The organism is Hyphomicrobiales bacterium (genome assembly GCA_030688605.1).
Lineage (GTDB): Bacteria > Pseudomonadota > Alphaproteobacteria > Rhizobiales > NORP267 > JAUYJB01.
The window spans coordinates 20,530-44,924 of sequence record JAUYJB010000100.1; the positions used below are offsets into that span (position 1 = coordinate 20,530).

A 24,395-nucleotide genomic window follows, 5' to 3' on the forward strand; every position below is an offset into this window, starting at 1 on the left:
CCTGAAGCGGTCTGCCTCAATGTATCCGGCCCGTTTGCGGAGCTGACGGCTCCTGGCCACGATGGGTATGCGCGCGTCTCGGTCCTCATAAAACTTACGGCCTCTCAGGTGGCCATTTTTAAAACCAGGTTTCCAAGACGCCGGTTCGACCGTTCGTCCATCGCTGCGATTATGCCCGCAGACAAGATTTGTTCCGTGCCGTCATTCCCCCTCTCGTGCGAGCTTCGAGGTCAGGCGCTGGCGGACATTTCGTAGCGGTGCGTGCCGGCGAGCACCGCCCAGGCGATCCGGGCCAGCTTGTTAGCCAGCGCCACCACGACGACGTTGCGGTGGGCACGCGCAAGAAGTGTCCGCAGCCAGGAACCAAGAGCATCTTGCCGCTGCGCCAGGTACGGCAAGACGGCCCGAGCACCGTGGATCAGAAGGGTGCGCAGGTATTTGTTTCCCCGTTTGCTGATGCCGAGCAGGCGCTGCTTGCCTCCCGTCGAATGCTGACGCGGCACGAGCCCCAGCCATGCCGCCATGTCGCGACCCTTGTCGAAGGCGGTCCCGTTGCCCACGGCGGCCACCAGCGCCGTCGCGTTCAGCGCGCCGATGCCGGGGATCTCGCAGAGCCGACGACAGGCGTCGTCTCGCCTGGCGGTGACGGTGAGCTCGGCGTTGAACACATCTATTCGTCTATCCAGTTCACACCATTCCGCGCGCATGTCTTCGATCAAGTGGCGGACGCGCGGCGACAGCCCCCTCTGCTCGTCGGCGAGGATCGCCGGAAGTCGCGTCTCCAAAACCCGCCGCCTTTGTGGAACCGTGATCCCGCGCTCGAGCAGGATCGCCCGGATCTGGTTGATCAGCGCAGTGCGACGGCCCACCAGCCGGCTGCGCACACGATGAATCGTCTGGAGGTCCAGTTGTGCCTCACTCTTCAGCGGCACGAAACGCATGGTCGGCCGCTGAACCGCCTCGGCGCTGGCCTCGGCATCTCGGTAGTCGTTCTTGTTCGACTTGACGAAAGGCTTCACATATTGCGGCGGCATGAGACGCGCCGTGTGACCCTGAGATTCCAGCAACCGCCCCAGATGGTGGGCACCGCAGCACGCTTCCATACCGATCAGGCACGCCGCCATATTGCCGGTCTGCACCAAAAGTCGGTCCCTCCTGATACGACGACGCAGGACGATCCGTCCGGGCTCATCCAAGCCCACCATGTGAATCCAGTTCTTGCCGAGGTCCAATCCGAGCGTCACGATTGTCATGGTCCGTCTCCTCCTTAGGGTCATAGGCAGAGCCATCCTGGCTCCCTTGGAGAGGGCGGGCCATCCCATAAAACTTCCCGCGCACGCTTGCGGCGCACATAGGCCATCTGCCCAAGACCACGCCGATCGAGCTCTGGTTCCAGATGCTATGAGGACGGGCTGAGCCGATACTTTGGCAGCCCGAATCAAAGCGATGGAGCTGCCACCATGCAACCGATCGACACCGTTAATCCTACCATCCTCCTTGCTATCGAACTCAGTGCATCAACGTGGCTCGTCGCCGCCCGCGTGCCAGGGTCGGAGAAGCCACATTTGCATCGGATCGATGGCGGCGACACGGCCGCCTTGTTGGCTCTGATCTCATCGCTGCGGGCCCGTGTTGCTCGCCGGCTCGGCGCGGCGATAGGCATCGTCTGCTGCTTTGAGGCGGGACGTGATGGCTTCTGGCTGCACCGTCTGCTGACGGCACATGGTGTCGCCAGCCATGTTCTTGAACCCACCAGCATTCTCGTCAACCGCCGCGCCCGACGGGCCAAAACGGACCGGCTCGATGCGGAGGGCATGCTGCGCGTGCTTGCGGCCTATCTCCGGGGTGATCTCCAAGCCTGCAGCATGGTACGCGTGCCGACGCCGGAAGAGGAAGATGCCAAGCGTACACACCGAGAGCGCGAGAAACTGGTGCAGGAAAGGCTGCGCATCGAAAACCGTATTGAAGCGCTGCTGTTCACCCAGGGCATTCGGAAAAGGCCCTCTCTTCGTTCATGGGGGCGCGATCTTGCTGTCCTGCGCACCGGTGATGGACGCGAGATTCCGCGCCATCTTCGGGCCGAATTGGACCGCCTGCGTCGACGGCTTGTCATGACCTTGGAGTTAATCCGGGAGGTCGAGGCGGAGCGCGACCTCGCGGCCGAGACCAAGCCGCAGGATCAGGCCTGCCGCAAGATCGCCGCTCTCTGTCGCATCCGGGGTATTGGCAAGAACTTCGCCGCCGTGCTCACGCGCGAGGTATTCTATCGTTCATTCGACAACCGCCGGCAGATCGCGAGCTACGTCGGCATCACACCAATGCCCTACCAGAGCGGCGGCATGGACCGCGGTCGGCGCATTAGCCGGGCCGGAAACCCGCGCGCAAGGACGACTATGATCCAGCTCGCATGGCTCTGGCTTCGCTACCAGCCTGGCAGCGAGCTGGCAGAGTGGTTCCGCGAGCGCGTCGGCACGTTGGCTGGGCGCACACGGCGGATCGCCATTGTGGCCATGGCGCGCAAGCTGTTGATCGCGCTCTGGCGCTACGCAGAGACGGGGGTAGTACCGGCTGGCGCCGAGATCCGGGCGGAGACGACACTCGCGGCATAGACAGACAGGAAATGCCCCCGGTAGCATACGCCGGCGGCGATACGGGGAGCGCGACCGTTTTCGTCTTTGGTGGCACAACGCCGCCGCGTTTCAGGTTGGTCGCGTTTCGCCGGGGCTGCGCCTCGTGCATGAGGCATTCTGGTGCGGGACCGTGCTCCGGGCCCGACCGCATGTAAGGTGACGCAGCCGTAGCTGCGAGACTCGATGGCCCCGGACCCAACGACGTGCCGAAGCACCGTCAATCAAGATCGGAGAAGCGAATGCCACAGACCCGTTGACAGCGGACCCCTCATGTAAGGACGAGGCCCGGCTCGGCCAGAAGAACGGCCGCACCCGGCTGTGGGCGAGATGCGGCACGCGGCCGCGCCTGCCCGCCGTCTTGGGACAGTGCAGAAAAATGAACTTATGCCGATAGCTGATGAGCATCGCGCGTCTCAGAGATTGGTTGTGAGCTTTCTTTCGGCACAGCGGTGATCGACTTGCGTCATTGGGCGGGGCGGCCTTCGAGCATAGCCAAACGTTCTTTGAAACGAAAGATCGCCCATTGGCCTTCATCACCGAATAAGCGCGGTGCGCAAAACGCAATCACTCCGAGCATGAATGCCGCAGCGAATAAGCCGACCAATAGAATTTCGATGTCGGAAACTAGATACGAGCGCAACCCAGTCTTCGCAGCGAGGACCGCGCTCCCCACCAAAAGAGCGACCGTCAGGTGGCGGAGATAAATGAGGATCAAGTCGCCAAATGCTACGTCAGTTAGACGGCGCCCGAACTCCAGCATGATTGCGAATTGTATCGCGATGGCGGCGGCAACGCCCAGCGCGACGCCGTTGAGGCCCATGAAATGGCCGATCCATGCGCCTGCCGACACCAGGACGGCATACACCCATTGGCGCCAAGCATTCCGGTAGACAGCACCTTTTGCGCGCGCAACAAGCGCATTGGCTTTGTATCCCGCTCGAAACACGAGGCAGGTGGCAAGGATCTGGAAGGGGAGTGTTACGTCCGTCCATTGATTCCCCAACAGTAGCCTGACGAGTTCGGGAGCCAGCACCACCAGGACAGCGCTCAGCGGCAGGCTCGTCATGGCTGTCAAAGCAACGGTAAGCGTGTAAGCATGAGCCAGTCTACGCTCGTCGCTCTGTACCGAAGACATGGCAGGGAAGAGGACGCGGTCCACCGTGCTTCCCAGCAAATTTGTCGGTTGCATCAGAAACTGGTAGGCACGCCCATAGATCCCGAGTGCGTCGGCGCCGAGCCAGCGCGCAACGATGAAGTTGTCCGCGTTCAAGGCGATATAGTTACCGATGCGGGCCAGAGAAAGACCCCCGCCAAAGTTCAGCAATTGTCTGAGCGCCGGGAAATCGAGAGCAAAGCCGAGGCGCTGGGGTGTGTAAAAAAGGTGGCCGGCCGCCATCAGCGAGATTTGGGCGAGATGGCCGTAGACGAGCGCCTTCACCCCCCAGCCCGTTGACGCCAGGCTGATGGCGATGGCGGCGTAACCGAAGACATAGCTAGCGACCGTGATGGCGGCGAGCTTCTTGAACTGCATCCAGCGCTGCAGCAAGGCCTCTGCAACGAGCGAGACGCCTTTGATGGGAAACGCGAGGGCGAGCACGGCGATGACCGGCTGCACCCCGTCGATGCGAAACAGGGCGGCGATTTGATCCGAGAGGGCGAAGATCAGGGCGCCCATGCCAATACCCAGGCATGCCGAGAATGTCATGGCGGTTCGGATGTGCCTGTCGGTGAGGTCGGATCTCTGAACGATCGCTTGTCCGACGCCGAGCTGACTGAATATTTCGGTGAAGGCGACGACGATCAGGGCGGCGCCGACAATGCCGAAGTCGGCCGGCGTCAGCAGCCGCGCGAGGATCGCCAGAACGCCGATCCGCAATACGATTTGGGCGCCCGCACCTGAGAACGTCCATAAAAAGCCAGTGAGAGTTCGTTGGGTCAGGGAACCTGCCGGCTGCCGGTCTTTCGGGCCCGACAAGGAAGAAGGTGCTTGGTCGGTCATCGAGTGGAGTTGGTTGGGGGCGAATGGCGGCAAGCCCGTCGAGCGGCCCGAATTAAATGTTGCCGAGCGCCGCTCCCGTCTACCGGCATGGTTGCACACGCGCGGCCTCTGTCAAGGCCCGGTAGAGCGCCACATGCCGCTCCGCCACCTCATCGATGCCGAATTTTTGGCGCACCGTCTCGCGCGCCACCTTGCCCATCGCGCGGCGCTTTCCGGGCGGCAGCGCCAGGGCCGCTTCGAGTTTGGCGACGAAGGCCTCCAGATCGCCGGGATCGAACAGAAGGCCGGAACATCCGTCCTCGACGATGTCGGTGGCCCCGCTGACGCGCGAAACAAGCGGCACGACCGCGAAGCTCATGGCTTCCAGAAGGGCGTTAGACATGCCCTCGGACAAGGAGGTCGAGACGAAGAAATCGGCCGCCCGCAGCGCCGACGCGACATCGGAAAGAGCGCCGGCGAAGGTCACTCGGCCGGCGACGCGAAGCTCGTCGGCCAGCGCTTCCAATTCGCGGCGGCAGGGGCCGTCGCCGACGATGGCCAAGCGCGCGCGCCTTTCCGGCAGGCGCGCGAAGCCGCGGATCATCAGGTCGACCGCCTTTTCCCGGTCGAGCCGGCCAAGAAAGACAAAGCTGTTTCCGCCGCCCGCGCGCGGCGCCGCGTCGAGATCGGGCAGCTCGACGCCGTTCGGGATGCGATGAATACGATTCTCCGGGATGCCCCAGCGGCGAAGATCGTCCGCGATCTCGCGGCTGTTGGCGACATAGGCGCTCGCGTGGCGGGCGATGAGCCGCGCGAACGTGCGCCCGAAGAGCCGCTTGCGAAAAACCACACCCAAGTCAAAACTCTCTGGGCCGCCGCTGCCGATCTTGATCAACGTCGGCTTGCCAAGCATGGCACCGGCAACGACCGCCGGCACGGCGTGCAGACGGCCATGGAAAATATGGATCAGGTCGTATTCCCCGCGGTGCCGCCACAGCCAGCCAAGGATGCACGCGCACCAGACCAAATATGAAGCCATGTGCCGACCGCCGAGGTTGGGCGCGCTGCGCAGGCGGAAGCGGCGGACGGTCACCGCGCCCTCCGTTTCATGGGCGGGCGTCGCGCGCTTGAGCCGCGGCGCCAGGATGGCGACTCCAACCCCGCGCCGCGCCAAAGCTGTGGACAATCGCCGACACTGCTGCTCTGCTCCACCGAAAGACTCAGGCAGATAGGTCGGCAAGACCATGACAATGCGCGGAAGGCGCGACTCCATGCTGCCCCCCAAATGCCTGGGTGAGAACGACGCAACGTGCAGTAATCTCAAATGCTCGGCTCCCGGGTGACGACGTAGATAGCAGGGATCGGAGGCGATGAAACGGGCAAAATCGCCAAGATGGAGCGAATTTCTGGTCTCGCCAGATCGGCACTCATGTTAACGCTGCATCCAAGGAGACGGCGCCAAGTGGCACCTCGACCGTGATTTTTGACGTGGCGATTGTAAGATAGGGTAACAAAACGTTGCGGGGGTGGAGAAGAAAATCGTAAACCGCCATGGGGGCTGGAGCGGATCTGACATGAATCATCTTATCGCGCTGGCCCTGCTCAGTCTCTTCACGGCGTTCAAGGTGAAGACCGGCCTCGTTCAGCTGCGGCCGTTCGACGGCCTCGTCGCCGTGATGTTCCTGCTGACGCTGCTTGGCGGCCATCGTCGGATGCAATTCCGGCTTACCGCCGGGCTCCTGATTCTCCTGCCCTATTTCTTCTGGCACATGTTTTCGGCGACGACGGTCGGCCTAGAAAACGGGCTGCGGGAGGGGCTTCAGATCGCGGTCGTCACGGCCTTCGCGCTCACCCTGGCGGCTCAGGCGGACAGGATCGACCATGCCAAGCTCGGCCGGCTGATGCTGGTCGGCCTGTTGCTGATTACCGCCTACAACATCTACTGGCATGTCGACCATGGGTTCTGGACCGGCTGGAAGCGTCTCCTCGACCCGAAGCGCGCCTTCAATTTCCTTCCTCTCGTCCTTGGATGTCTGCTGCTCTGTTCAGGGGGGCAGACCCGCAGGCTCTATTGGCTCCTGTGGGCCGGGTTAGGCGTCGTCATACTGTTCTCCGGAGAGCGCAAGGCGCTGGCCATCTATCTCATCCTTTCCGCGGCGCTGGCCGCGCGCGGCCGCCTGTTGATTACGGTTCCGGCGATGGCGGCAGGCATTGTGCTGGTCGGCCTGTTCGGATCGATGATCGACAACCCCTATCTGCAGCGCCAGGTGCGAACGATCCTCGATCCGCTGGGTTCGACCCTGTCGCTTTCGGCCATCGCTGCCGGAGAAATGCCCGAATCCATGAGCAATGCGCAGCGCAAATTTGCCGCGACCGTATCGATGGAACTGTTCACGCGGCACCCGATCATCGGCGTCGGGACCAATGCCTATCGCGACACGATCGAAGCCCGCTACGCGTATCTTCCCGAATTCATGCGATTGTCGCCGCACGGCGAGATCCTGCGGATTTTGGTGGAAAACGGCTTGGTCGGGCTGATGCTCTATCTGTCTATTTGGGGGATAGCGCTGACGCGCTTGCTGCGCGTCCTGATGACGGCAGCCCGTGCGTGGATCATCAGCCGGGAGCAAGCCGTCCTGCTGCCGGTCATTCTTTTCGTTCCAACCTTCTTCTACCTTTCCCTGGAAGCCGCAGGAACCCATTCGCTCGTGGCTTTGGTCATTATTTCGCTTTCGCCCGAGTTCTGCGTGTTCGCTCTGCGCAACCGGATGCAGCGCGCGGTCACGGCGACGACGCCTATTTACGGTCATCTGCGTTCGGCGCTTGGACGATCGGCATCTGCGCGGTGATCAACCGGATGGCCGACGAGAACAAGATATGAGCGTCTCAGTCGTCATGACCTGCCACAATGAGGGGCGATATATCGCGCAGGCGGTCCGCAGTGTGCTCGGTCAGACCGCTTTCGACAAGATCGCGGAGATTATCATTGTCGACGATGGTTCGACGGATGGGAGCGCCGGGATCCTCGATGCGATGGCCACGGCGGAGCCGCAGCTAAAAGTACTCCATATCGCCAATTCCGGGCTTCCTGCCGCCCGCAATTTCGGCATCGCCAGAGCTAGCGGTGAGTTCATCGCTTTACTTGATGGCGACGACTATTGGGTGCCCGAAAAGTTGGAGCGGCAGATGCCGGCCTTCGCGGCCGGCGCCAGAGTGGGGCTCGTCTATTCCGATTTCATGGATTTTACCAAAGACGATGCTTCCGATGCACAACTCATAACCGTCCGCGCCTATCACGCCGACAGTGAACGAACGCTTGCCGAATATTTCGTTCACGATGCTCCCATACTCCCGTCGAGCGCGATCATCCGGAGAGCGGTTTTCGAGGATGTCGGGTTGTTCGATGTCAATCTGCGGCTTGGCGAGGACACGGAGATGTTTCTGCGCATTGCTGAGCGATGGCGCTTCCAGCATGTGCCGGGCGGCCTCACCTACAAGCGCCGGCATGGCGCGAATTTGACGAGCCGGCTCGAGGCGTTGCTGCCGGTCGGCGAGGAGACGACGCGACGCTTTGCCAAGCGCAATCCCCAGCTCGCGCCGATTGCCGACAAACGAAGAGCGCGGCGCTATGCGCGAACGGGCAACGATTGCATCGTCCAGGGCGAGCGGGCAAAGGGGCTTCGGTACCTGGCTAAAGCGCTGCGATGCGATCCGCTCTTCTGGCGTACCTATATCTATCTTCTGTTGTCCATCTTTCCAGGGCAATCGCTCAGGCGACGGGCGAAGCGGTACTATCACACGGTGCACGTAGCGCGCAGGTTGTTTTTCCGATGACGGTGGACATTGATGCTCGCTGATCTGTTGGAAATTCAGCCGTTGCTGCGTCAGCCTGGCGCGGCCGACCGGCCGGGCCTATCGCTTTATTGGGCGCGCCGATATTTCCTGCGCGGGCTCACGCGCAGCAAGACCGCGGGCGATCTATTGAGTCTTCCGGTCGCCCTGTTCCCGCTGCTCGACCGGTTCATCCCGGCGCCCCACAAGATCGACGGCGCCAACGGCGTCTATTTCCTCGGCCGCAAGAGCGCCGGCACAGTCGAGGCCCACTCGATCGCCGCAGCCTATCTCGGGGCGCAGCGCTGATGCCGCACTCGTGCCGAATGAGCGCCGGACCGGCCAACGACGTAGCGGGTCATGCGGACCACAAAGCAGTCGGCCACCCACCGTTCCCGGATACGGCGCCATGCGCATCCTCTACGTCATAAACGGCTTCGATCCGGGCGGGGCGGAGCATGGCCTTCTGACCCTGATCGAGGGCGGCTTCTTCGACGGCCACGAGCTAGCCGTGCTCGGCTTCTGTCACGGTCGTGGCAGGCTCGCCGAAGACGTCGCGGCCAGTCTCCCGCCCGGAAAACTGCATCTGGCGAGCGAGCAGGAAGAACTTTCCCTCGGGGCGGTGTTCAAGGGCGCGCTTGCCCTCATCAAGGCGTTGCGCAAAGACCGGCCCGATCTGGTGGTGCTCTCCCTCAAGCAGGCGAATGTCGTCGGCCGTTTCGTGCTCGTCTTCTTTCCCGGCGTGCGCTGCGTCTCCTTCGAGCACATCTCGCGATATCGCGCGCGGCGGGCGGAGGCGCTCTATCGGTATCTGCTGCGGCTGCTGTCCTTCCGGGTCGACGAGGTTTGGGCGGACGGCAACCAGACGCTTATCGACACGCGCCGCTATTTCTCGCGTCGGCGGCGGCGCGAGCATGTCGTGCCGCTGTTCGCCGTCGAGCCGGACTGTCCGGCGAAGACGGACTATGCGGCGCACCGGCCCTTGCGTCTCGTCGCCGCAGGGCGTTTGGTTCCCCGAAAGAATTTCAGCCTCATGATCGAGACCATCGCGCAACTCCGAGATTCTCTCGAGGTCAGACTTGACGTCTTCGGCGATGGCGACGTACGGGTTCAGCTTGAGGGACGGATTGACCGGCTCGATCTAAAGAATGCCGTGCGCTTGCACGGCTATAGGGCCCGATGGTATGCTCAGGAGATAGCCGTCGGTGGCGACATCTTCGTCAATCTCAGCGATACGGAAGGCTTTTGCATCGTGGTCGCCGAGGCGATGGCCATCGGGCTACCCGTGATCGCCACCGATGTCGGCGGCATCCGCGATTACGGTAGGGACGGGGTCAACATGATCAAGCTGCCAGCGCCTGATGGCAAGGCGCTTGCCACGGCCGTTCAAAGGCTTGCCCAAGACGAGAAATTGCGTCGCCGCCTGGGAAAAGCCGCGCGGGCCGACATGATGGCGGAATATGGTACCGATGGGTTACGGAGACGCGGCCGGGAGGTGCTCGGCAGCAAAGTGCGAGAATTGGCCTGAGTCCAATCTTCAGCGCGATAACAATCAATCCGAGCAGCAACCAGTGGATGCCGTCGGCCGCCCGAGGCTGACATAGGTGAAGCCCGCCTCGGCCATCTCCTCCGGCCGGTAGATGTTCCTGAGATCGACGATAAGGGGCGCGGCGAGAGCTTCCTTGAGCTGCCCGAGGTCGAGGGCGCGGTAGGCATTCCATTCCGTCAGGATGGCGAGCGCGTCGGCGCCGGCGGCCGCTTCGTAAGGACCCTCGCAATAGGTGACGGCGGCGGGTAACACCTTCCTCGCCTCTTCCATGCCCTTGGGGTCGTGGGCGCGCACATGAGCGCCGCGCTCCACCAGTCCGGCGACGATATCGAGCGAGGGCGCCTCGCGCATATCGTCGGTCTCCGGCTTGAAGGTCAGGCCTAGAACCGCGACGGTCTTGCCCCTGACCGATCCGCCGCAGGCCGCCTCGATCCGCTCGACCATGGCGCGCTTGCGGTTGTTGTTGATCTCGACCACCGCCTCGACGATGCGCGTCGGTGCGTCGAACAATTGGGCCGTCTTGACCAGCGCCAGCGTGTCCTTGGGAAAGCAGGAGCCGCCGAAACCGGGTCCCGGATGCAGGAATTTCGCGCCGATGCGCCGGTCGAACCCGAGCCCGCGGGCCACATCCTGCACATTGGCGCCGGTCTTGTCGCATAGATCCGCCATCTCGTTGATGAAGGTGATCTTGGTGGCAAGAAAGGCGTTGGCCGCGTATTTGATCAGTTCCGCCGTGCGGCGGTCGGTGAACAGGATCGGCGTCTCGTTGAGGTAGAGCGGCCGGTAGAGCGCCCGCATCGCCTCGCGCGCATGCTCGTCCTCGGCCCCGACCACCACCCGGTCCGGCCGCTTGAAATCGTCGATCGCCGCCCCCTCGCGCAGGAACTCCGGGTTGGAAGCGACGGAAAAATCGACGTTCGGGCGCACCTTGTGCACGATGGCCTCGACCTCGTCGGCGGTGCCGACCGGCACCGTCGATTTGGTGACGATGACGGTTCCCGGATCCGCCGTCGTGGCGATCTCGTCTGCCGCGGCATAGACGTAGGACAGGTCGGCGTGGCCGTCGCCGCGGCGAGCCGGCGTTCCGACGGCGATAAACACCGCGTCGACCCCCTTCACCGCCTCGGCGAGCGCCGTCGTAAAGGCCAGTCGGCCGGCGAACCGGTTGCCGTTGACGAGCACGTCGAGGCCCGGCTCGTAGATCGGCATCTCGCCCCGGTTGAGCCGTTCGATCCGGCCCGCCTCCTTGTCGACGCAGACAACGTCATGGCCGAAGTCGGCGAAGCAAGCGCCGGACACGAGACCCACATAGCCGGATCCGATAACGGCAACCTTCATGCTCTATTGTCCCCGGGTACGAGCGCTCGTGCCGCCGAAGCGGCGCTCGCGCCGATGATATTCATCGATCGCCTGCTGCAGCGTCTCGCCGTCGAAGTCCGGCCACAGGGCGTCGACGAAGATCAGCTCCGTATAGGCGCATTGCCAGAGCATGAAGTTGGAAAGGCGCTGCTCGCCGCTGGTGCGCACAAGAAGGTCCGGCTCCGGGATGCCGGCGGTGTCGAGATGGGCATCGAGCAGGCCGGGCGTGATCTCCTCGGGCCGCACCGCGCCGCTGACCACTTTCTCGGCGACCCGGCGCATGGCCCGCGCAATCTCGTCCTTGGAGCCGTAATTGAAGGCGACGACCAGGGTCATGCCGCGATTGTCCCTGGTCAACGCCTCCGAATCGTCGATCAGCTTGCCCAGATCGTCGCTGAGATTGTCGCGGGCGCCGATCACCCTGAGCTTGACGCCGGCCTCGTGCAGCTCGGCCAGGTCCTGGCGGATGAAGCGCTTGATCAGACCCATCAGCTCGCGCACCTCGTCGGCCGACCGCGACCAATTCTCGCTGGAGAAGGCGTAAAGCGACAGATATTCGATGCCGAGCCCGTTGGCGGCGCGGACGATCCGGCGCACCGCCTCGACCCCGCGGCGATGGCCCTGGGTGCGGCTCAGGCCCCGCCCGAGCGCCCAGCGTCCGTTTCCGTCCATGATGACGGCGACATGGCGCGGCATCCGCCGCGGCAGGGCCTCCCGGCACTCGGGTTCGGCCCGTCTGCACTGCTCAGGCGCACTTCTGAAGTTCTTTTGAAACATTCTTGAAAACTGAGTACTTGCCATACACTCTTATAACTGGACCAGAGATCAGAACCAAAGAATAATCGACTCGTTTTTGCGGCAATCCGGAATAACGCGCAAGGGCTGTGACGTTATTGGAACGCTCGACTTGAGCAAACAGAACTCAAGGCAAATCGCACGTCGGATCGGAGCCGATAGCAGATCTGTGCGGAAACCGACGAGGGCTGGCGTTGCTGCTATGAAGCGGCCTCATCTTCAGAGCGGGCTCAGTGCCCGTTTGAGAAATGCCATCGAGCCGATAACTTGTGCCTGGGCGCGAAATGGTGAAGCGCCGAAAGTGGCGGATTTCCGCCATCGCGAGCGAGGCGACAAGATGGCGTTTTTTGTAACGACGGCGCAAAATGATCTTTGGAGTGAATTCTCAAACGGACTCTAACCGCCAATTGGCACGAAGCGGCTTTGGCACCAGCAGGCCGATATCGGCCGTCGGATTCTTTTGGCGAAGATAGGGAAAATCGCTTGAAAACAGCCGGCCCCCATCGCCATTCCTTTCCAGCGCTTCGAGAAATGCGGCGCTCGACCAACCCGCTGCAACGCCGGTCTCGACGACGGTCATGGGGTGACGCAACCGGGTCAGGAAAAAGAGCAGGCGATGAACGCCTCCGCCTCCGAATGAGGTGTGAGCGCGGCGCAATGCACCCGAAGCGTTCGCCGCCAGCGTGTCGCCAAAACCTTTCGCTTCCGACCAGAGAGCCTGGCTAAGACCGGTAGCAAGGTCCTCAAGTGAAATGCTTTCTCTATCGTACCAGTCCAAAATCTCTTGCTTCTGCGCAGCGGTCTGGCGTTCCGTCAGGTGCGAAATCGACTTATTGAATACGGTAACCAGATTTTTTCGCCGTATGGTATTCTTGGCGATATTCAACAATGGAAACAGAGATAGTGACATCGACCGAACAAGCCTTTATCGCGGTCATCCATTGACAATGCGTTTGCCCGCCCAATTCGAATTCGAACGGACCGGGCCTTCCGCCACGTGCTAGCCGTAATGGCTCTGCCCATGTTGCTCAAGCAGGTTCACAATGCAGGCTATCAGCATTTCCGTTCGGTTACATTGTCCATCGGTGGACCGAACAAGGCCGGTTGGCCTGACTGCTCGTCCGCTCTAGATCTTGTGTGGACGGTGAGATTCGGTCGGAGGAACGGTGCGCATCCTTTACGTGATTAACGGCTTCGATCCAGGCGGAGCGGAGCACGGTCTGCTCACCTTGATCCGCGGCGGTTTTTTCGGTGAGCACGAACTGACCGTATTCGGCTTTTGCCGCGGGCACGGGGTTCTCGCCGACGAAATCGCGGCCAGTCTACCGCCGAACCGCTTGACCCTCGTGAGCGACAACCAAGAGCTGTCGCTGCGCGCCTTGTTGGCGGGCGCCGCCGCGCTTTTCAAGATCCTTCGGGCCGATCCTCCCGACCTGGTGGTCCTGTCCCTCAAGCAGGCAAATGTCATCGGCCGATTCGTCCTCATGTTCTTTCCTGGCCTGCGCTGCGCGTCGTTTGAGCACAACTCCCAATTTCACGCACGCAGGGCCGGGGGGTTGTACCGGCCCGTTTTGCGGCTGCTTTCTGTCCGGGTCGACGAGGTGTGAGCCGACTGCAGCCAGACGCTCTTGGACACGCGGGGCTACTTTTCCCGCCTCGCGGGCGGAACATGTCGTGCCCTTGTTCCATGTCGATCCGCAGGCGACGCCAAAGACCGATTACGCATCGCATCGGCCGTTGCGTCTCGTCGCCGCCGGACGGCTCGTGAGGCGCAAGAACTTTGCGCTGATAATCGAGACCCTGGCACGGCTCAGGGATACGCTCGACGTCTCGCTTGACATCTTCGGCGAAGGCACCGAGCGGGCGCGCCTGGAGAAGCAGATTGAACGGCTTGAACTCGGGAGTGCTGTGCGCCTGCACGGCTATGCGGCGCGATGGTACGCCGAGGGCGCGACCATCAACGCTGATATCTTCGTCAATCTCAGCGATACGGAGGGCTTCTGCATCGTCGTTGCCGAGGCGATGGCAATCGGCCTACCGGTGATCGCCACCGATGTCGGTGGAATCCGCGATTACGGCAGGGAGGGCACCAACATGCTCAAACTGGCCGGGGTCGATGGCGAGGCGCTGGCCAGGGCGCTTCACAAATTGGCCGAAGATGAAGCCCTGCGTCGGCGTCTGGGAAAGACCGCGCACGCCGACATGATGAGGCAATTCAATCCCCAGACGTTACGACAACGGGGCCAGGAGGTGCTCGCGGGCGCAACGCCCCGGCGTGCAAAAAAAGCGTAACGTGTCGACAACGAACCGGATCCTTTCAGGACACCGATTTCGGCATCTTCGACGGGGTAGATTAGCGGTCTGCCTTCATATCCTGACCGGGCGGTGATTCTCATGTAGACTCTCAAATGAGTTTAATTAATAGACGGTAGCCAGCGCGTTGCGCTTTCCGAACTATTCGAAATGGCCACCTGTGGAGCGGAGGCGTACCGCGTAATGAGGGTGTTGATTACGGGCGGCCTTGGACTGATCGGGTCGGGACTGCGCGCGGCGCTAGAGGCGATCGGGGCGACCAGCGAAGCCTTCGATCTTCGGGGCAGTCCGTCGGAGGGAGATTTCGGCGACATTCGCGACCTCGATTCGCTGCGCGCACGCGTCCGTGGCTTTGACGGTATCGTGCACCTGGCCGCCGTCTCCCGCGTCATCTGGTGCGAGCAAGATCCAGTCGACGGCTGGGCCACCAACGTCGACGGGACGAAGAACGTCCTACGGGCAGCCGGTGAAGTGCCGGGCCGCCGCCCCTGGTTTCTCTATGCGAGCAGCCGCGAGGTCTACGGGCAGCACGGACATTTGCCGGTTAGCGAGGATGCGCCCCTGTGGCCCATCAATGTCTATGGTCGATCGAAAGTCGCGGCCGAGACCATGACGATGGAAGCGCGGGCCGTGGGACTGGTCACAGGGATCATGCGTTTGTCCAACGTCTTCGGTTCGACCCACGACCATCCCAATCGCGTTGTACCGGCATTCGCCCGAGCCGCGGCAATGGGTGGCGTGATGCATATCGAAGGGGGTGAAAACGTCTTCGATTTCACGTGGCTCGATGACGTTGCCAGAGGGATCGCCTCGTTCTGCCAAGCATTGTCGGCCGGAGGAGAGCTGCCTCCGATTCACTTTGTCACCGGCCGCGGAACAAACCTGCTTGAGCTGGCCGACATGGCGCAATCGGCCGGCGGTCCGGGCACGCGTATCGAACACCATCCGCCACGCAGCTACGACGTTGAACGCTTCTGGGGCGATCCCCAACGGGCCAAGGAGGTTCTGGGCTGGTCCGCCGAGACATCCGTCGAAGACGGCGTCGGTCGGCTGGTCAAGGCGTTCATGCTCGGACAAGATGAGGGGGAGGCAGCCGAGACGGGGACCGTACCATCGTGAACGACCACCTCGCGGACCTGGCCATAACGGCGAGCAGGAAGACCATGACGGGCCCGCCGCTGGTCACCGTCATTGTACCGGCATTCAATGCCGGCCGGACCATCGACGAGACCTTGCGAAGCGTTCGCGAGCAGACCCATCGCAATCTCGAAATCCTGGTGGTCGACGACGGCTCGACAGACGACACCGCATCAAAGGTGCAGGCGCATGCGAGGGTCGACACGCGCGTTCGCCTGATTCAGCAGGCGAATGAAGGCGTCGCCTCTGCGAGAAATCGTGCCTTCGCGCAGGCCAAGGCCGACTTCATCGCTCCGATTGACGCCGATGATCTCTGGCTGCCCACAAAAGTCGAGAAACAACTCGACGTCATGTTATCCCGCGGTCCGCGATGCGGCCTCGTATACACGTGGCAGGCATCCATCGACGAGCAGGGAATCGTGATTTCGACGGGGAGAAGACAGGATGCGGAGGGGGATGTCCTGCAAGGGATGCTTTTCGAGAACATCCTTGGAAGCGCCAGTTCGGCCCTGATGCGAAAGCAAGCGATGATCGAGGCCGGTGGCTATGACGCCTCGCTGCGGCAGCAAGGCGCTCAAGGCTGCGAGGATTTCAAGCTCTACGTGCAAATCGCCGAACGGTACGAATATGGGCTTGTCAGGGAGTATTTGACGGGATACCGGCAGCGTGCCGGCGCCATGTCGATGGACCTGTTGCAAATGCAGCGGTCCTATAACCTGGTTGCCGAATATGCTCAAAGCGCCCATCCCGAATTCAGGCGGCTGATCCGAAGCGGCCGCTTGAATTATGCCCGGTACCTTTTCTTGATAGCGATCCGACACCTGGATTATCGATCCGGCGCGGTTCTGCTGCGCCAGCTCCTGACGATGAACCCGTTGTATACGCTAAGGATATTTTTGCGATTGCCGTATATCGCGGCAAGATCTGCGGCACGTCGGCTAAGGGCTCGGCTGGACCCCAAAGCGCACGGTCCAGTTCGGTTCTCGGCAAGCCTGAACAGCCACATGAATATCAAGGAAGGCAGTGTCCTGGAGACCTGACCGGGGGGCGGCAGCAGAGATCAAGCACCCGCAAGTCGCCGCGGCTCTGACAACATCCTCGCTCAGCCCCAGTCCTTGCAGATGGCAGCCCTCTACAGCATTCGTTGGAAGCGATCGGCGTCCCAGTTCTGAACTTGCAGGCGTGGCAGCTTGAGCGCGTGCATGGCGCGGGTCACCGGTCTCTGCTGCGTCGTGCAGGCGACGGCGAAGCCCGCCTCGCGAACCAGTTCGACGGTGCTTTCATCGAGATCGCCATAAGGGTAAGCAAACGAGCGCACCGGTCGCTCGGCGAAGGATTCGCAGGCTGCCTTGCTCGCGGAGAGCTCGGTCCTCCGGCGATCTGGCTCCAGTTGGCTCAACAGAGGATGGGTAACGGTGTGTGCCCCGATTTCGGCGAGCTCACTGCGGGCCAAGGCCCGAAGTTCGTCGCCGGTCATGCAACGATGGCTCGAGCGAGCGGGTGGGATCTCCCCAAGCGACTGGCGCCACAGGCGGCCGAGGCTGGCAGCCTGTTGTTCGGCGCTGCAGGTCCTGAGCGCCTGCCACAGACGCAGATAGGTGGCTTGGCGCGGCGTGCGGGGTTCGGCCAGGGCATTGAAGTCTGTTTCCGATGGCGCTGGCTCGCCCAGGTCCATCGGTATTTCTTCACCGCCGATGGTTGCAACGAGCTCGCTCGCCGGTGTTTCGAAGACCAATCGCTCCAATTCGTCCCACCAGAACTCGCGAGGGTTATCGATCGCTCCGGTGGCTATGAAGAACGTGGCGGGCAGATTGCGGTCCTGCAGGAGCGGGCTGGCGACGCGCGCGTTACAGGCGTAGCCGTCGTCGAAGGTGATCGCCGTCGCGTCTGCCGGCAAGCGATCATCGAGATGCAATTGCACGAAGGTGCGAAGCGGCAGGACTTGGCGCCGTTCCTTCAGGACAGCGATCTGCGTCGCAAATCGGTCCGGTGATACGGCGAGCCCCCAGGGATCGCGTTTGGCGGAGGCGATCCTGTGGTACATCAGGATCAGGGGACGGGGCCTCGGCCGCATCGGCAGGCCCATTGTCTTAAGAAATCTCTTCAAGATCGCCTGCTCGCGATTTGGACCGCGCCCAGCAACGCACACGCCGCTTGAGCTTTCCGAGGGCCCCTCTCATTCGGCGCGGGATCGACAGAAGGGTATGCAATCGTGGATGCCGATAGGGTCTGAGCGCGCGGTTGAGGGCGGCGACGATCCTTGGATCGGAAGCCTCTTTCGATGCGGCAAGGTATTGCTCGAACCAGGTCAGAAAATAAAGACGAACGTCATGATAGATACCTTCACGCGTGGCCGAGGTAACGCACGAGTCCGGATGCTGGCGATAGTTGAGCCAAACCCGCGTCGAGAAATATACTGGAGCGCTGAGGTAGAGCTTAACCAATAGGGCCTGGTCCTCATACATTCCAGTGAACTGCTCCTCGAAGCCGCCAAGCCGATGCAAGAGTTCGGAACGGATGAGAAAATCATTACAGGGTGCAGCGGCATTCCCAAGAGGGTAAACGAGTAAGAGTGCCTCTGGTGGAAAGATGGTTCTGTCCTGAACATGGCCCGTCGGAATCAGGACGTCCTCGCCATTGGCCCAGGAATACCAGTAACGAGCCGTCCCCGCTACGATTCCGAGTTCCGGGTGCTCGTCCATCAATACAACCTGCTCGGAGAGCTTTCTCGGTAGCCAAACATCGTCCGCGTCGATGAACGCAATATACTCTCCGCTCGCCGCCCCGACGCCCAGATTCCGCGACGCGCTTATGCCGCGATTGGTATGCCCGTCGTGCTCGAGGTAAAGCACCTTGCCACCGCCGCGCCGGACGCAGCCGCAGGCGATCTCGCTGCTCCGGTCAGTGGATCCATCGTCGACCAGGATAAGCTCAAAATCGCGGAAATCTTGGGCAAGCACGCTGTCGATGGCTTCGGCAAGGAAGCGCTCAGAGTTGAAAAACGTGATGACGACCGAAACCCGATGACGTGCCGGGCGCACTGTAGGATCGGATGCTCTCTTCGACGAGAATCCGTTGCTCATTCTGCGTCTCTACCCTCTATATCAGGACGTCGTCGGGCCCGCACAGCGACGATCACGGGATAGGCATCATCGCAATAATCGAGCTTCTTTCGGTCCACTTCTTCCAAAGCGATGCCATGCAGAAACGCTGTTGCCGCGAACACATTGCCGTAGCTTTGAACGGAAACCGCTTCGTCGGCGAACGCTTGGCAAAACAGGCGCCGCGCCGAACGGGCGGTCAGCGACCAGTACCAGCTTTCTTTCCACTCGCCCCGGTCGATCGGTGTGATCCCCGGCATCGTGACCAGCGCGACCCCGCCAGGCTTGAGGGCACGATACATCTGCCGGACGGCGGAACTCATATCGTAAATCAGATGAAGGGTCTGAGTGACGATGAGGCAATCGAAACCGTCGGCCGGGAGAACGCCGGGAGAGGCAAGATCTCCGGTGATGGTGGCATTGGGATGACCCTCATTGACGTGCAGTATGTCGGATTGCTCGACCCGATTTCCGCCGAAACGGCGCGTGTAGCCATCGTCCCCGATCTCCAGCACCCGCCCCCGGATGTCGCTTTGATGGCGCGCGAGGAAGTCTTCGATGAAGTACCGGTCGATGGGCGTTCCGCGCGCGAAACCAAAATCATGGCTGATGGGTTGAAGTCGGTCGAGATCGCCGAAGCGAACGGAGCCGCGCCTTGGCGTCGGGTTCGCGATCGAAGGCTTGGTGAGCCTCCGTTTTGCGATCCGAAATGCTCCTCTCATCACCCGACCCGGATCGGCGGCGAAGGCATCGACCAAAGCAGGCAACGTCTTGCGGATGGTCCCCGTCTGCCGCCAAGCGGTCTTGGCGGTGGTCAGCATTTCGCCGCAATAATAGTCTCGCCAGACGGCTCTGCCGTGGCGCCACGCCCTGGCCGTTTTCGGGTTTGACGATGCCTGGCTCCTTTGCCTCCCTTGCACGCTCAAAACCCAGTGCAGCATCTGCCTGTGGCGGCGAGAAACATTGTCCTCATGTCTGCGATATTCGGCGACGGGCTCGGAATAAGAAGTGATTGGGTAGCGCTGTGCCATTCGCAGATACACATCATAGTCCTCGCAGCGCGGCAGAGACGGATCGAAACCGCCCGCCGCCACCAGGCAGTCCCGGCGGTACATGACGCTGGCATGCATGCCGACCGCGTTTCCCCGAAGGAACGTTTCATAGGGATCTGAACCGATTGCCTGATAGTGATGATCGCTGATCAAGCGGCCCCCGGCGGAAATGCGCCGATGTCCGCCATAGACAAATCCGCTTCGCGGCGCCTCGGCAAAGCACCGTAAACCGGCGGCGATCGCGCCGGGCAGCAAACGGTCGTCGGCATCGAGGAAAACGACCGCTTCCGATTTCACGGCCGAAAGGCCGGTATTGCGGGCCGCAGCCAATCCTTGGTTGACCTGATGGATCAAGCGGACTTCACCATAGATGCCGGTCACGCGTTGCGGATCGTCCGATGAACCATCGTCGACGACGACCAGCTCGTCGGCACGGCGAGTCTGGGCCAGAACGCTGTCGATCGCGTCGCCCAGGAAGCGCGCATGATTGTAGGTGGTAATTACGACTGCCACGGTCGCCGGGGCTAGGACCGCCATGGGCGATCATTCCCGGACTGGAGGCGCGGTTTCAATTGCCATCGCTTGCGCTGGTTGAATCGTGACTGCTGCCTTGGCCAAGCCGAGACTTCATAAGTCTACAATATGATTGTAGCGTCCATCGCCATGAAACGCTTCTACACTTTTCTCGGGATTGCCGCTCCGCTTGCAGAGATCGCCAAGCGCTTCGCATGGAGCGTACCGGTCGTTGCGGTACTCGGCTTCATCGGCAATGGCCTCGAAGGGCTCGGTATCAGTCTGCTGATACCGTTTCTCGCCATCCTGTTCTCCGAGGGAACACCGTCCGAACTCCCCGGGCCGCTCAGCGCGGTCGCCGAACTTGCATCGAGCTTGCCGGCGGGTGAACAGCTTGCCGCCATCGCCGCAATCATTCTTGCATCCATCGTGCTCAAGGCGCTGGTTCTGTCCGCGAACGCGATGATCGTTTCTTGGGTCGACGGCAAGGCCGGGCACGAGATCCGCTGCGCTCTGTCGCGGCAGCTTCTGAATGTTGGATACGGCTTTCACATTGCCAATGATCCGGCGCGCTTCCTGAACATCATTAGCACCGAGTCGTGGCGCGCGTCAGACGCCATTCGAAAGCTGTTTTCGATGATCGGGGCGGCGGGGGCGGTCGCTGTTTTCAGCCTGATCCTCATTGTCATCGAATGGCGCCTGTCGATCGCAGTCCTATTCGGTGTCATCCTCATCAGGGGGATTCAGTCCGTGGCGGCCAAGCGCCTCAGAGCCATGAGCCATTCGATTTCGGAAGCCAATCGTCGCCTCGCGACAAGAATGATCACGGTCGTGCAGGCCGCACGCCTGATCCGGCTGTTCGGCCTGGAGAAGCTCGAGCAACGACGCTTCGAGGAGACGTCCGATCAAGTCAGAAGCACGATGTTTCGCGTCGATGCGGCGTCCGCTCCACTGCTGCCGGCCATAGAGGTGCTGTACGCGGCACTGTTCATCGGCACCCTGTTTGGCGGTCAATCGGCCGGGATCGCCGTGCCGGTGGTCGTCACCTTCCTGGTCCTTCTCTACCGTATGCAGCCTCATTTCCGCCTGATGAGCCAGTCCCGCCTGGATCTGGCAGGTATGTGGGGTTCCATCACCGAAGTCGAATCGCTGCTCGATGCCGTCGACAAGTCTCCGCCGCCATCGGGACACGTTCCGTTCCGTCATCTGGGTGGACCCATCGCATTCGAGAATGTCAGCTTTTTCTATGAACACCGGCCAGACGCCGTGCCAGCGCTTCACGAGGTGACGTTTCAGCTGCTCGCAAACCAGGCCACCGCGCTGATCGGCCGCTCGGGCGCCGGCAAGACCACGGCCGTCAATCTTCTGTGTCGGCTGCTCGATCCGACGTCCGGCCGCATTACCATCGACGGGACCGATCTTAGACTTATCGATCCGGCTTCCTGGCGCAGCAGGATCGGGTTTGCCGGTCAGGACATCGAACTCATCGACGGCACCGTTTTCGAGAACATTGCTTATGGTGATGCCGACGCAACCCTGGCGGAGGCCGTCGTGGCTGCAAAGTTCGCCGATGCCGATAGATTTATTCAGGCCTTTCCGCAGGGCTATGGGACCCAGGTCGGATCGCGCGGCCTCGGCCTGTCCGGAGGACAAAGGCAAAGAATCGGCATCGCCCGGGCACTGGTGAGAAATCCCGAGATTCTCATCCTTGACGAAGCCATGAGCTCGGTCGACTCGATATCCGAGACGGCCATCGTGTCCTTGCTTCGCGGACGCCTCAAAGGAATGACCGTCATCGTCATCAGTCACCGCGCGAGCACACTGGCCTGCTGTGAAAAGGGCGTGGTGATCGAGGAAGGGCGCGTCATCGAAACCGGGCCGCTCGCCGCGCTCAAGGCCTATCAGCGCATGGGCGCAGCCACCGGTACCGATGTGGATGCCGCGCTGCACGGGCCAGGAGTGACGTGACATCGGCTTCCACTCGGTGCCGAAGTGCCAACGGACGGGAGAGAGGGCTGCCCTTTGAGAATATCTGGCAGTGCCTTGGTTCGAGGCTGAGGAGCATGGCGAACCACAGCGTTCGCCGTCTCAGCAGCGTGCTCGATATTGTTCCGGAAGGGTCGAACGGCTAGCATGATGAGCAGACCCGCCGTTTCTATGGATTGCGCCAGATGTTCCGCGACTGCCGATACCACGCGATGGCCGCGACCATGGCAGGCATGCTGTTTTCGGTCGGCTGTCGAACCTACTTCTGGGCGACGCACTGGCAAACTTCGTCCTTCCCGAAAGCAGTGGCTAAGGGCATCGTATATTCTTTGAATGATATTCTTCTCATCGCATTGGTGGGAACGGTAACTTTATTTATCTTGGCCATCGGCAAGTCGACGTTAGTACGGTTGTCGGCGCTTATCTTGCATGTTGGGGTCGTTCTTCTGATCAGCGCCCTGTCATTTGGAAACATTGAATTTCTCAAGCTTTACGAATGGCCAGTGACTTATCCACTCCTGTACTATTCCGATTTCTCAGAAGCGTTGAATTACCTCCCCGCCTATGTCGTATTCGGGTTTCCTGCCGCCCTCATCGGCTTGTTTGGTGCGGCGCTCTTGTTCAGCTACGCCCTGCACAAGCTGGATCCTCTTCGCAGGGGATGGTCCCGACCGGCAGCAGTCCTGGGTGTTGCTCTCGCCGCCTATTATGCGGTTGCACACGTTTACGTCGACCGCAGGGGTGTCGAGACTCAATTCACAAGAAGTCCGGTTGTTGAATTGCTCTCCTCTTACGCGACGGCGCCGTACCTCAGCCTCGCAACGGCCGACGCTTCGGAGTTCGTATCCGGCGACCTTGCCGGGTTCGTAAGGGCCCCGGTCGCCGCGGTTGAAGGGCCCCCACCCAAGAACCTGATCCTCGTTGTTATGGAATCGGTGGCGTCACGATATGTCGGGTTCCTCGGGGCGCCTTATGGCGTCACCCCGAACCTCGATGCCCTCTCCACAAACTCTGTTACCTTCGATTCGGCCTATAGTTATGTCCCCAATAGTATTTTGGCCCTGTATTCCATGTTTACTTCTGCGCAACCTCCAGTCTCCTATAGATTGGTGGAACAAAGCAACAAAGTGGGACTGCATGCGTTCCTTAAGCAGAATGGATTTGACACCGCACTGATCTACGGAAGCGATCTGAAGTATTACGATGTGGACAAGTGGGCCGCGCGTCAGAACTTTGATACTATAAAAGATGCGAAATCCATAAGTTGCGCAAACAACCCTGTGGCCCTTGGAGATGAACCATTTCTTACCGGAATTGAAGACGAATGCACGTTTGAAGAACTTTATGACTGGGTCAGGATCGAAAGAGACAAGCGCTTTTTTGCGACCATTTGGACATCGGAAACGCACTATCCTTACTACGCAGAATCGCCCGCAGACCTTGCCCGTTCGGAGAATCTGCCCGATTGGGTGAGGGAGCACAAGAACCGTTACCTCGCCGCGCTGCGCCGGACCGATCGCTTGATCGGGCGGTTGATAGGCTTTCTTCATCGGTCCGGCCTAGATCAGGACACGGCGCTCGTCATTGTCGGAGACCACGGCCAGGCCTTTTCTCAGCATCGGAATTTCGGTCACGGTGCCGACATTTACGAAGAGAGCATCGGCATACCCCTGCTCGTGAGCTTTCCCAAAACGCTGCCGGCCGCACGCATTCGTCGCTTGGCAGGGCAGATCGACATAGCCCCGACGATCGCCAACCTACTCGGTCTGAGCCCGCCGGACTCCTGGGAGGGCAAGAATCTCCTCGCGGGATCGTCCGAAAGAGTTTTTTTCTTCTCTAGTTGGAAAGGCTATAAAGTCGGGTTTAGGCAGGGCGATCGAAAGTATATCCTGGACGCTGCAAGCGGCCTAATCTCTATTTATGATCTGAGGTCCGATCCGGAGGAAAAGAAGGATCTTGGGCCAGATCTTCCGGAGCAGCAAAAGATCGCCATGGCGATCATCGGGCAGTGGGTCAAAGAAAGACGCGCTGACAGGTGAACCGAATTGTCCCTTTCAGCTACGGTGGATAGCTTGCGACGCAGACGGCACGACCGATGCCGGAATCACCGAAAGCCGACGCGCGCGCATCGTTCAAGGACGGCCCGAACCT

At 61.3% G+C, this 24,395-nt stretch carries 20 protein-coding genes; 11 read left to right on the forward strand and 9 right to left on the reverse strand.

Translation table 11 applies throughout. The annotated features are described in order from the left end of the window. Positions 1–230: 230 nt before the first annotated feature. Positions 231–1,253, reverse strand: coding sequence for an IS110 family transposase (locus tag Q8P46_10920; protein ID MDP2620665.1), 1,023 nt, complete (start codon positions 1,251–1,253; stop codon positions 231–233). Between the two features lie 207 nt (positions 1,254–1,460). Between Q8P46_10920 and Q8P46_10925 the strand changes: the two genes are divergently transcribed. After that, entirely contained in the window at positions 1,461–2,609 is a 1,149-nt protein-coding gene (locus Q8P46_10925; protein ID MDP2620666.1) for an IS110 family transposase, read from the forward strand. A gap of 484 nt (positions 2,610–3,093) precedes the next feature. Here the strand turns inward: Q8P46_10925 and Q8P46_10930 are convergent, their stop codons facing one another. Together Q8P46_10930 and Q8P46_10935 are read right to left on the reverse strand one after the other, a co-directional pair. Further along, entirely contained in the window at positions 3,094–4,629 is a 1,536-nt protein-coding gene (locus Q8P46_10930) for a lipopolysaccharide biosynthesis protein (GenBank protein ID MDP2620667.1), read from the reverse strand. Positions 4,630–4,708: 79 nt separating this feature from the next. Further along, positions 4,709–5,854 carry a glycosyltransferase family 4 protein gene (locus Q8P46_10935; GenBank protein ID MDP2620668.1) on the reverse strand — a complete coding sequence of 382 codons (1,146 nt, stop codon included), beginning with the start codon at positions 5,852–5,854 and terminating at the stop codon, positions 4,709–4,711. 328 nt (positions 5,855–6,182) lie between these two features. Between Q8P46_10935 and Q8P46_10940 the strand changes: the two genes are divergently transcribed. The 4 genes from Q8P46_10940 to Q8P46_10955 all read left to right on the forward strand — a co-directional run bounded on the left by Q8P46_10940 (position 6,183) and on the right by Q8P46_10955 (position 9,967). Then, a complete protein-coding gene (locus Q8P46_10940) occupies positions 6,183–7,457 on the forward strand; it encodes an O-antigen ligase family protein (protein ID MDP2620669.1) in 1,275 nt (424 codons plus the stop codon). Further along, positions 7,432–8,442 (forward strand): glycosyltransferase family 2 protein, encoded by a 1,011-nt coding sequence (locus tag Q8P46_10945; GenBank protein MDP2620670.1) that lies wholly within the window; start codon positions 7,432–7,434, stop codon positions 8,440–8,442. The genes Q8P46_10940 and Q8P46_10945 overlap by 26 nt, the downstream gene beginning before the upstream one ends. Positions 8,443–8,454: 12 nt before the next feature. Next, the gene (locus Q8P46_10950; GenBank protein ID MDP2620671.1) at positions 8,455–8,748 is read left to right on the forward strand and encodes a hypothetical protein; all 294 of its coding nucleotides are present in this window, start codon (positions 8,455–8,457) and stop codon (positions 8,746–8,748) included. 100 nt (positions 8,749–8,848) lie between these two features. Next, on the forward strand, positions 8,849–9,967 hold the full coding sequence (locus tag Q8P46_10955; GenBank protein MDP2620672.1) for a glycosyltransferase: 1,119 nt from the start codon (positions 8,849–8,851) through the stop codon (positions 9,965–9,967). 24 nt (positions 9,968–9,991) lie between these two features. On the opposite strand, the gene Q8P46_10960 is transcribed toward Q8P46_10955, so the two are convergent. The 3 genes from Q8P46_10960 to Q8P46_10970 all read right to left on the reverse strand — a co-directional run bounded on the left by Q8P46_10960 (position 9,992) and on the right by Q8P46_10970 (position 13,052). Continuing rightward, positions 9,992–11,326 (reverse strand): UDP-glucose/GDP-mannose dehydrogenase family protein, encoded by a 1,335-nt coding sequence (locus Q8P46_10960; protein MDP2620673.1) that lies wholly within the window; start codon positions 11,324–11,326, stop codon positions 9,992–9,994. Between the two features lie 3 nt (positions 11,327–11,329). Next, positions 11,330–12,055 carry an isoprenyl transferase gene (locus tag Q8P46_10965; GenBank protein ID MDP2620674.1) on the reverse strand — a complete coding sequence of 242 codons (726 nt, stop codon included), beginning with the start codon at positions 12,053–12,055 and terminating at the stop codon, positions 11,330–11,332. 472 nt (positions 12,056–12,527) lie between these two features. Then, positions 12,528–13,052, reverse strand: coding sequence for a hypothetical protein (locus Q8P46_10970; GenBank protein MDP2620675.1), 525 nt, complete (start codon positions 13,050–13,052; stop codon positions 12,528–12,530). 256 nt (positions 13,053–13,308) lie between these two features. Between Q8P46_10970 and Q8P46_10975 the strand changes: the two genes are divergently transcribed. The 4 genes from Q8P46_10975 to Q8P46_10990 all read left to right on the forward strand — a co-directional run bounded on the left by Q8P46_10975 (position 13,309) and on the right by Q8P46_10990 (position 16,632). Beyond that, positions 13,309–13,749 carry a hypothetical protein gene (locus tag Q8P46_10975; protein ID MDP2620676.1) on the forward strand — a complete coding sequence of 147 codons (441 nt, stop codon included), beginning with the start codon at positions 13,309–13,311 and terminating at the stop codon, positions 13,747–13,749. Positions 13,750–13,822: 73 nt separating this feature from the next. Then, positions 13,823–14,434 (forward strand): glycosyltransferase, encoded by a 612-nt coding sequence (locus Q8P46_10980; GenBank protein ID MDP2620677.1) that lies wholly within the window; start codon positions 13,823–13,825, stop codon positions 14,432–14,434. A gap of 204 nt (positions 14,435–14,638) precedes the next feature. Further along, positions 14,639–15,574 carry an NAD-dependent epimerase/dehydratase family protein gene (locus tag Q8P46_10985; GenBank protein ID MDP2620678.1) on the forward strand — a complete coding sequence of 312 codons (936 nt, stop codon included), beginning with the start codon at positions 14,639–14,641 and terminating at the stop codon, positions 15,572–15,574. Next, positions 15,571–16,632 (forward strand): glycosyltransferase family 2 protein, encoded by a 1,062-nt coding sequence (locus Q8P46_10990; protein MDP2620679.1) that lies wholly within the window; start codon positions 15,571–15,573, stop codon positions 16,630–16,632. The genes Q8P46_10985 and Q8P46_10990 overlap by 4 nt, the downstream gene beginning before the upstream one ends. Positions 16,633–16,724: 92 nt before the next feature. On the opposite strand, the gene Q8P46_10995 is transcribed toward Q8P46_10990, so the two are convergent. The 3 genes from Q8P46_10995 to Q8P46_11005 are packed head-to-tail and all read right to left on the reverse strand — an operon-like array spanning position 16,725 to position 20,282. Further along, entirely contained in the window at positions 16,725–17,678 is a 954-nt protein-coding gene (locus Q8P46_10995) for a polysaccharide deacetylase family protein (GenBank protein MDP2620680.1), read from the reverse strand. 4 nt (positions 17,679–17,682) lie between these two features. Continuing rightward, positions 17,683–18,675, reverse strand: coding sequence for a glycosyltransferase (locus Q8P46_11000; GenBank protein MDP2620681.1), 993 nt, complete (start codon positions 18,673–18,675; stop codon positions 17,683–17,685). Then, positions 18,672–20,282, reverse strand: coding sequence for a glycosyltransferase (locus Q8P46_11005; GenBank protein MDP2620682.1), 1,611 nt, complete (start codon positions 20,280–20,282; stop codon positions 18,672–18,674). The genes Q8P46_11000 and Q8P46_11005 overlap by 4 nt, the downstream gene beginning before the upstream one ends. Positions 20,283–20,408: 126 nt before the next feature. Here Q8P46_11005 and Q8P46_11010 point away from each other — a divergent pair, with 126 nt between their 5' ends. After that, positions 20,409–22,226, forward strand: a complete 1,818-nt coding sequence (locus Q8P46_11010; protein ID MDP2620683.1) for an ABC transporter ATP-binding protein — start codon at positions 20,409–20,411, stop codon at positions 22,224–22,226. A 203-nt stretch (positions 22,227–22,429) separates the two neighbouring features. After that, the gene (locus tag Q8P46_11015; GenBank protein ID MDP2620684.1) at positions 22,430–24,283 is read left to right on the forward strand and encodes a sulfatase; all 1,854 of its coding nucleotides are present in this window, start codon (positions 22,430–22,432) and stop codon (positions 24,281–24,283) included. Positions 24,284–24,395 lie beyond the last annotated feature (112 nt).

Bases quoted from the DNA above. Each gene is read 5' to 3' on its own strand.
- Q8P46_10920 (MDP2620665.1), bottom strand. From the start codon at position 1,253: ATGACAATCGTGACGCTCGGATTGGACCTCGGCAAGAACTGGATTCAC.
- Q8P46_10925 (MDP2620666.1), top strand. From the start codon at position 1,461: ATGCAACCGATCGACACCGTTAATCCTACCATCCTCCTTGCTATCGAA.
- Q8P46_10930 (MDP2620667.1), bottom strand. From the start codon at position 4,629: ATGACCGACCAAGCACCTTCTTCCTTGTCGGGCCCGAAAGACCGGCAG.
- Q8P46_10935 (MDP2620668.1), bottom strand. From the start codon at position 5,854: ATGGTCTTGCCGACCTATCTGCCTGAGTCTTTCGGTGGAGCAGAGCAG.
- Q8P46_10940 (MDP2620669.1), top strand. From the start codon at position 6,183: ATGAATCATCTTATCGCGCTGGCCCTGCTCAGTCTCTTCACGGCGTTC.
- Q8P46_10950 (MDP2620671.1), top strand. From the start codon at position 8,455: ATGCTCGCTGATCTGTTGGAAATTCAGCCGTTGCTGCGTCAGCCTGGC.
- Q8P46_10955 (MDP2620672.1), top strand. From the start codon at position 8,849: ATGCGCATCCTCTACGTCATAAACGGCTTCGATCCGGGCGGGGCGGAG.
- Q8P46_10960 (MDP2620673.1), bottom strand. From the start codon at position 11,326: ATGAAGGTTGCCGTTATCGGATCCGGCTATGTGGGTCTCGTGTCCGGC.
- Q8P46_10970 (MDP2620675.1), bottom strand. From the start codon at position 13,052: ATGTCACTATCTCTGTTTCCATTGTTGAATATCGCCAAGAATACCATA.
- Q8P46_10985 (MDP2620678.1), top strand. From the start codon at position 14,639: ATGAGGGTGTTGATTACGGGCGGCCTTGGACTGATCGGGTCGGGACTG.
- Q8P46_10995 (MDP2620680.1), bottom strand. From the start codon at position 17,678: ATGGGCCTGCCGATGCGGCCGAGGCCCCGTCCCCTGATCCTGATGTAC.
- Q8P46_11000 (MDP2620681.1), bottom strand. From the start codon at position 18,675: ATGAGCAACGGATTCTCGTCGAAGAGAGCATCCGATCCTACAGTGCGC.
- Q8P46_11005 (MDP2620682.1), bottom strand. From the start codon at position 20,282: ATGGCGGTCCTAGCCCCGGCGACCGTGGCAGTCGTAATTACCACCTAC.
- Q8P46_11010 (MDP2620683.1), top strand. From the start codon at position 20,409: ATGAAACGCTTCTACACTTTTCTCGGGATTGCCGCTCCGCTTGCAGAG.
- Q8P46_11015 (MDP2620684.1), top strand. From the start codon at position 22,430: ATGTTCCGCGACTGCCGATACCACGCGATGGCCGCGACCATGGCAGGC.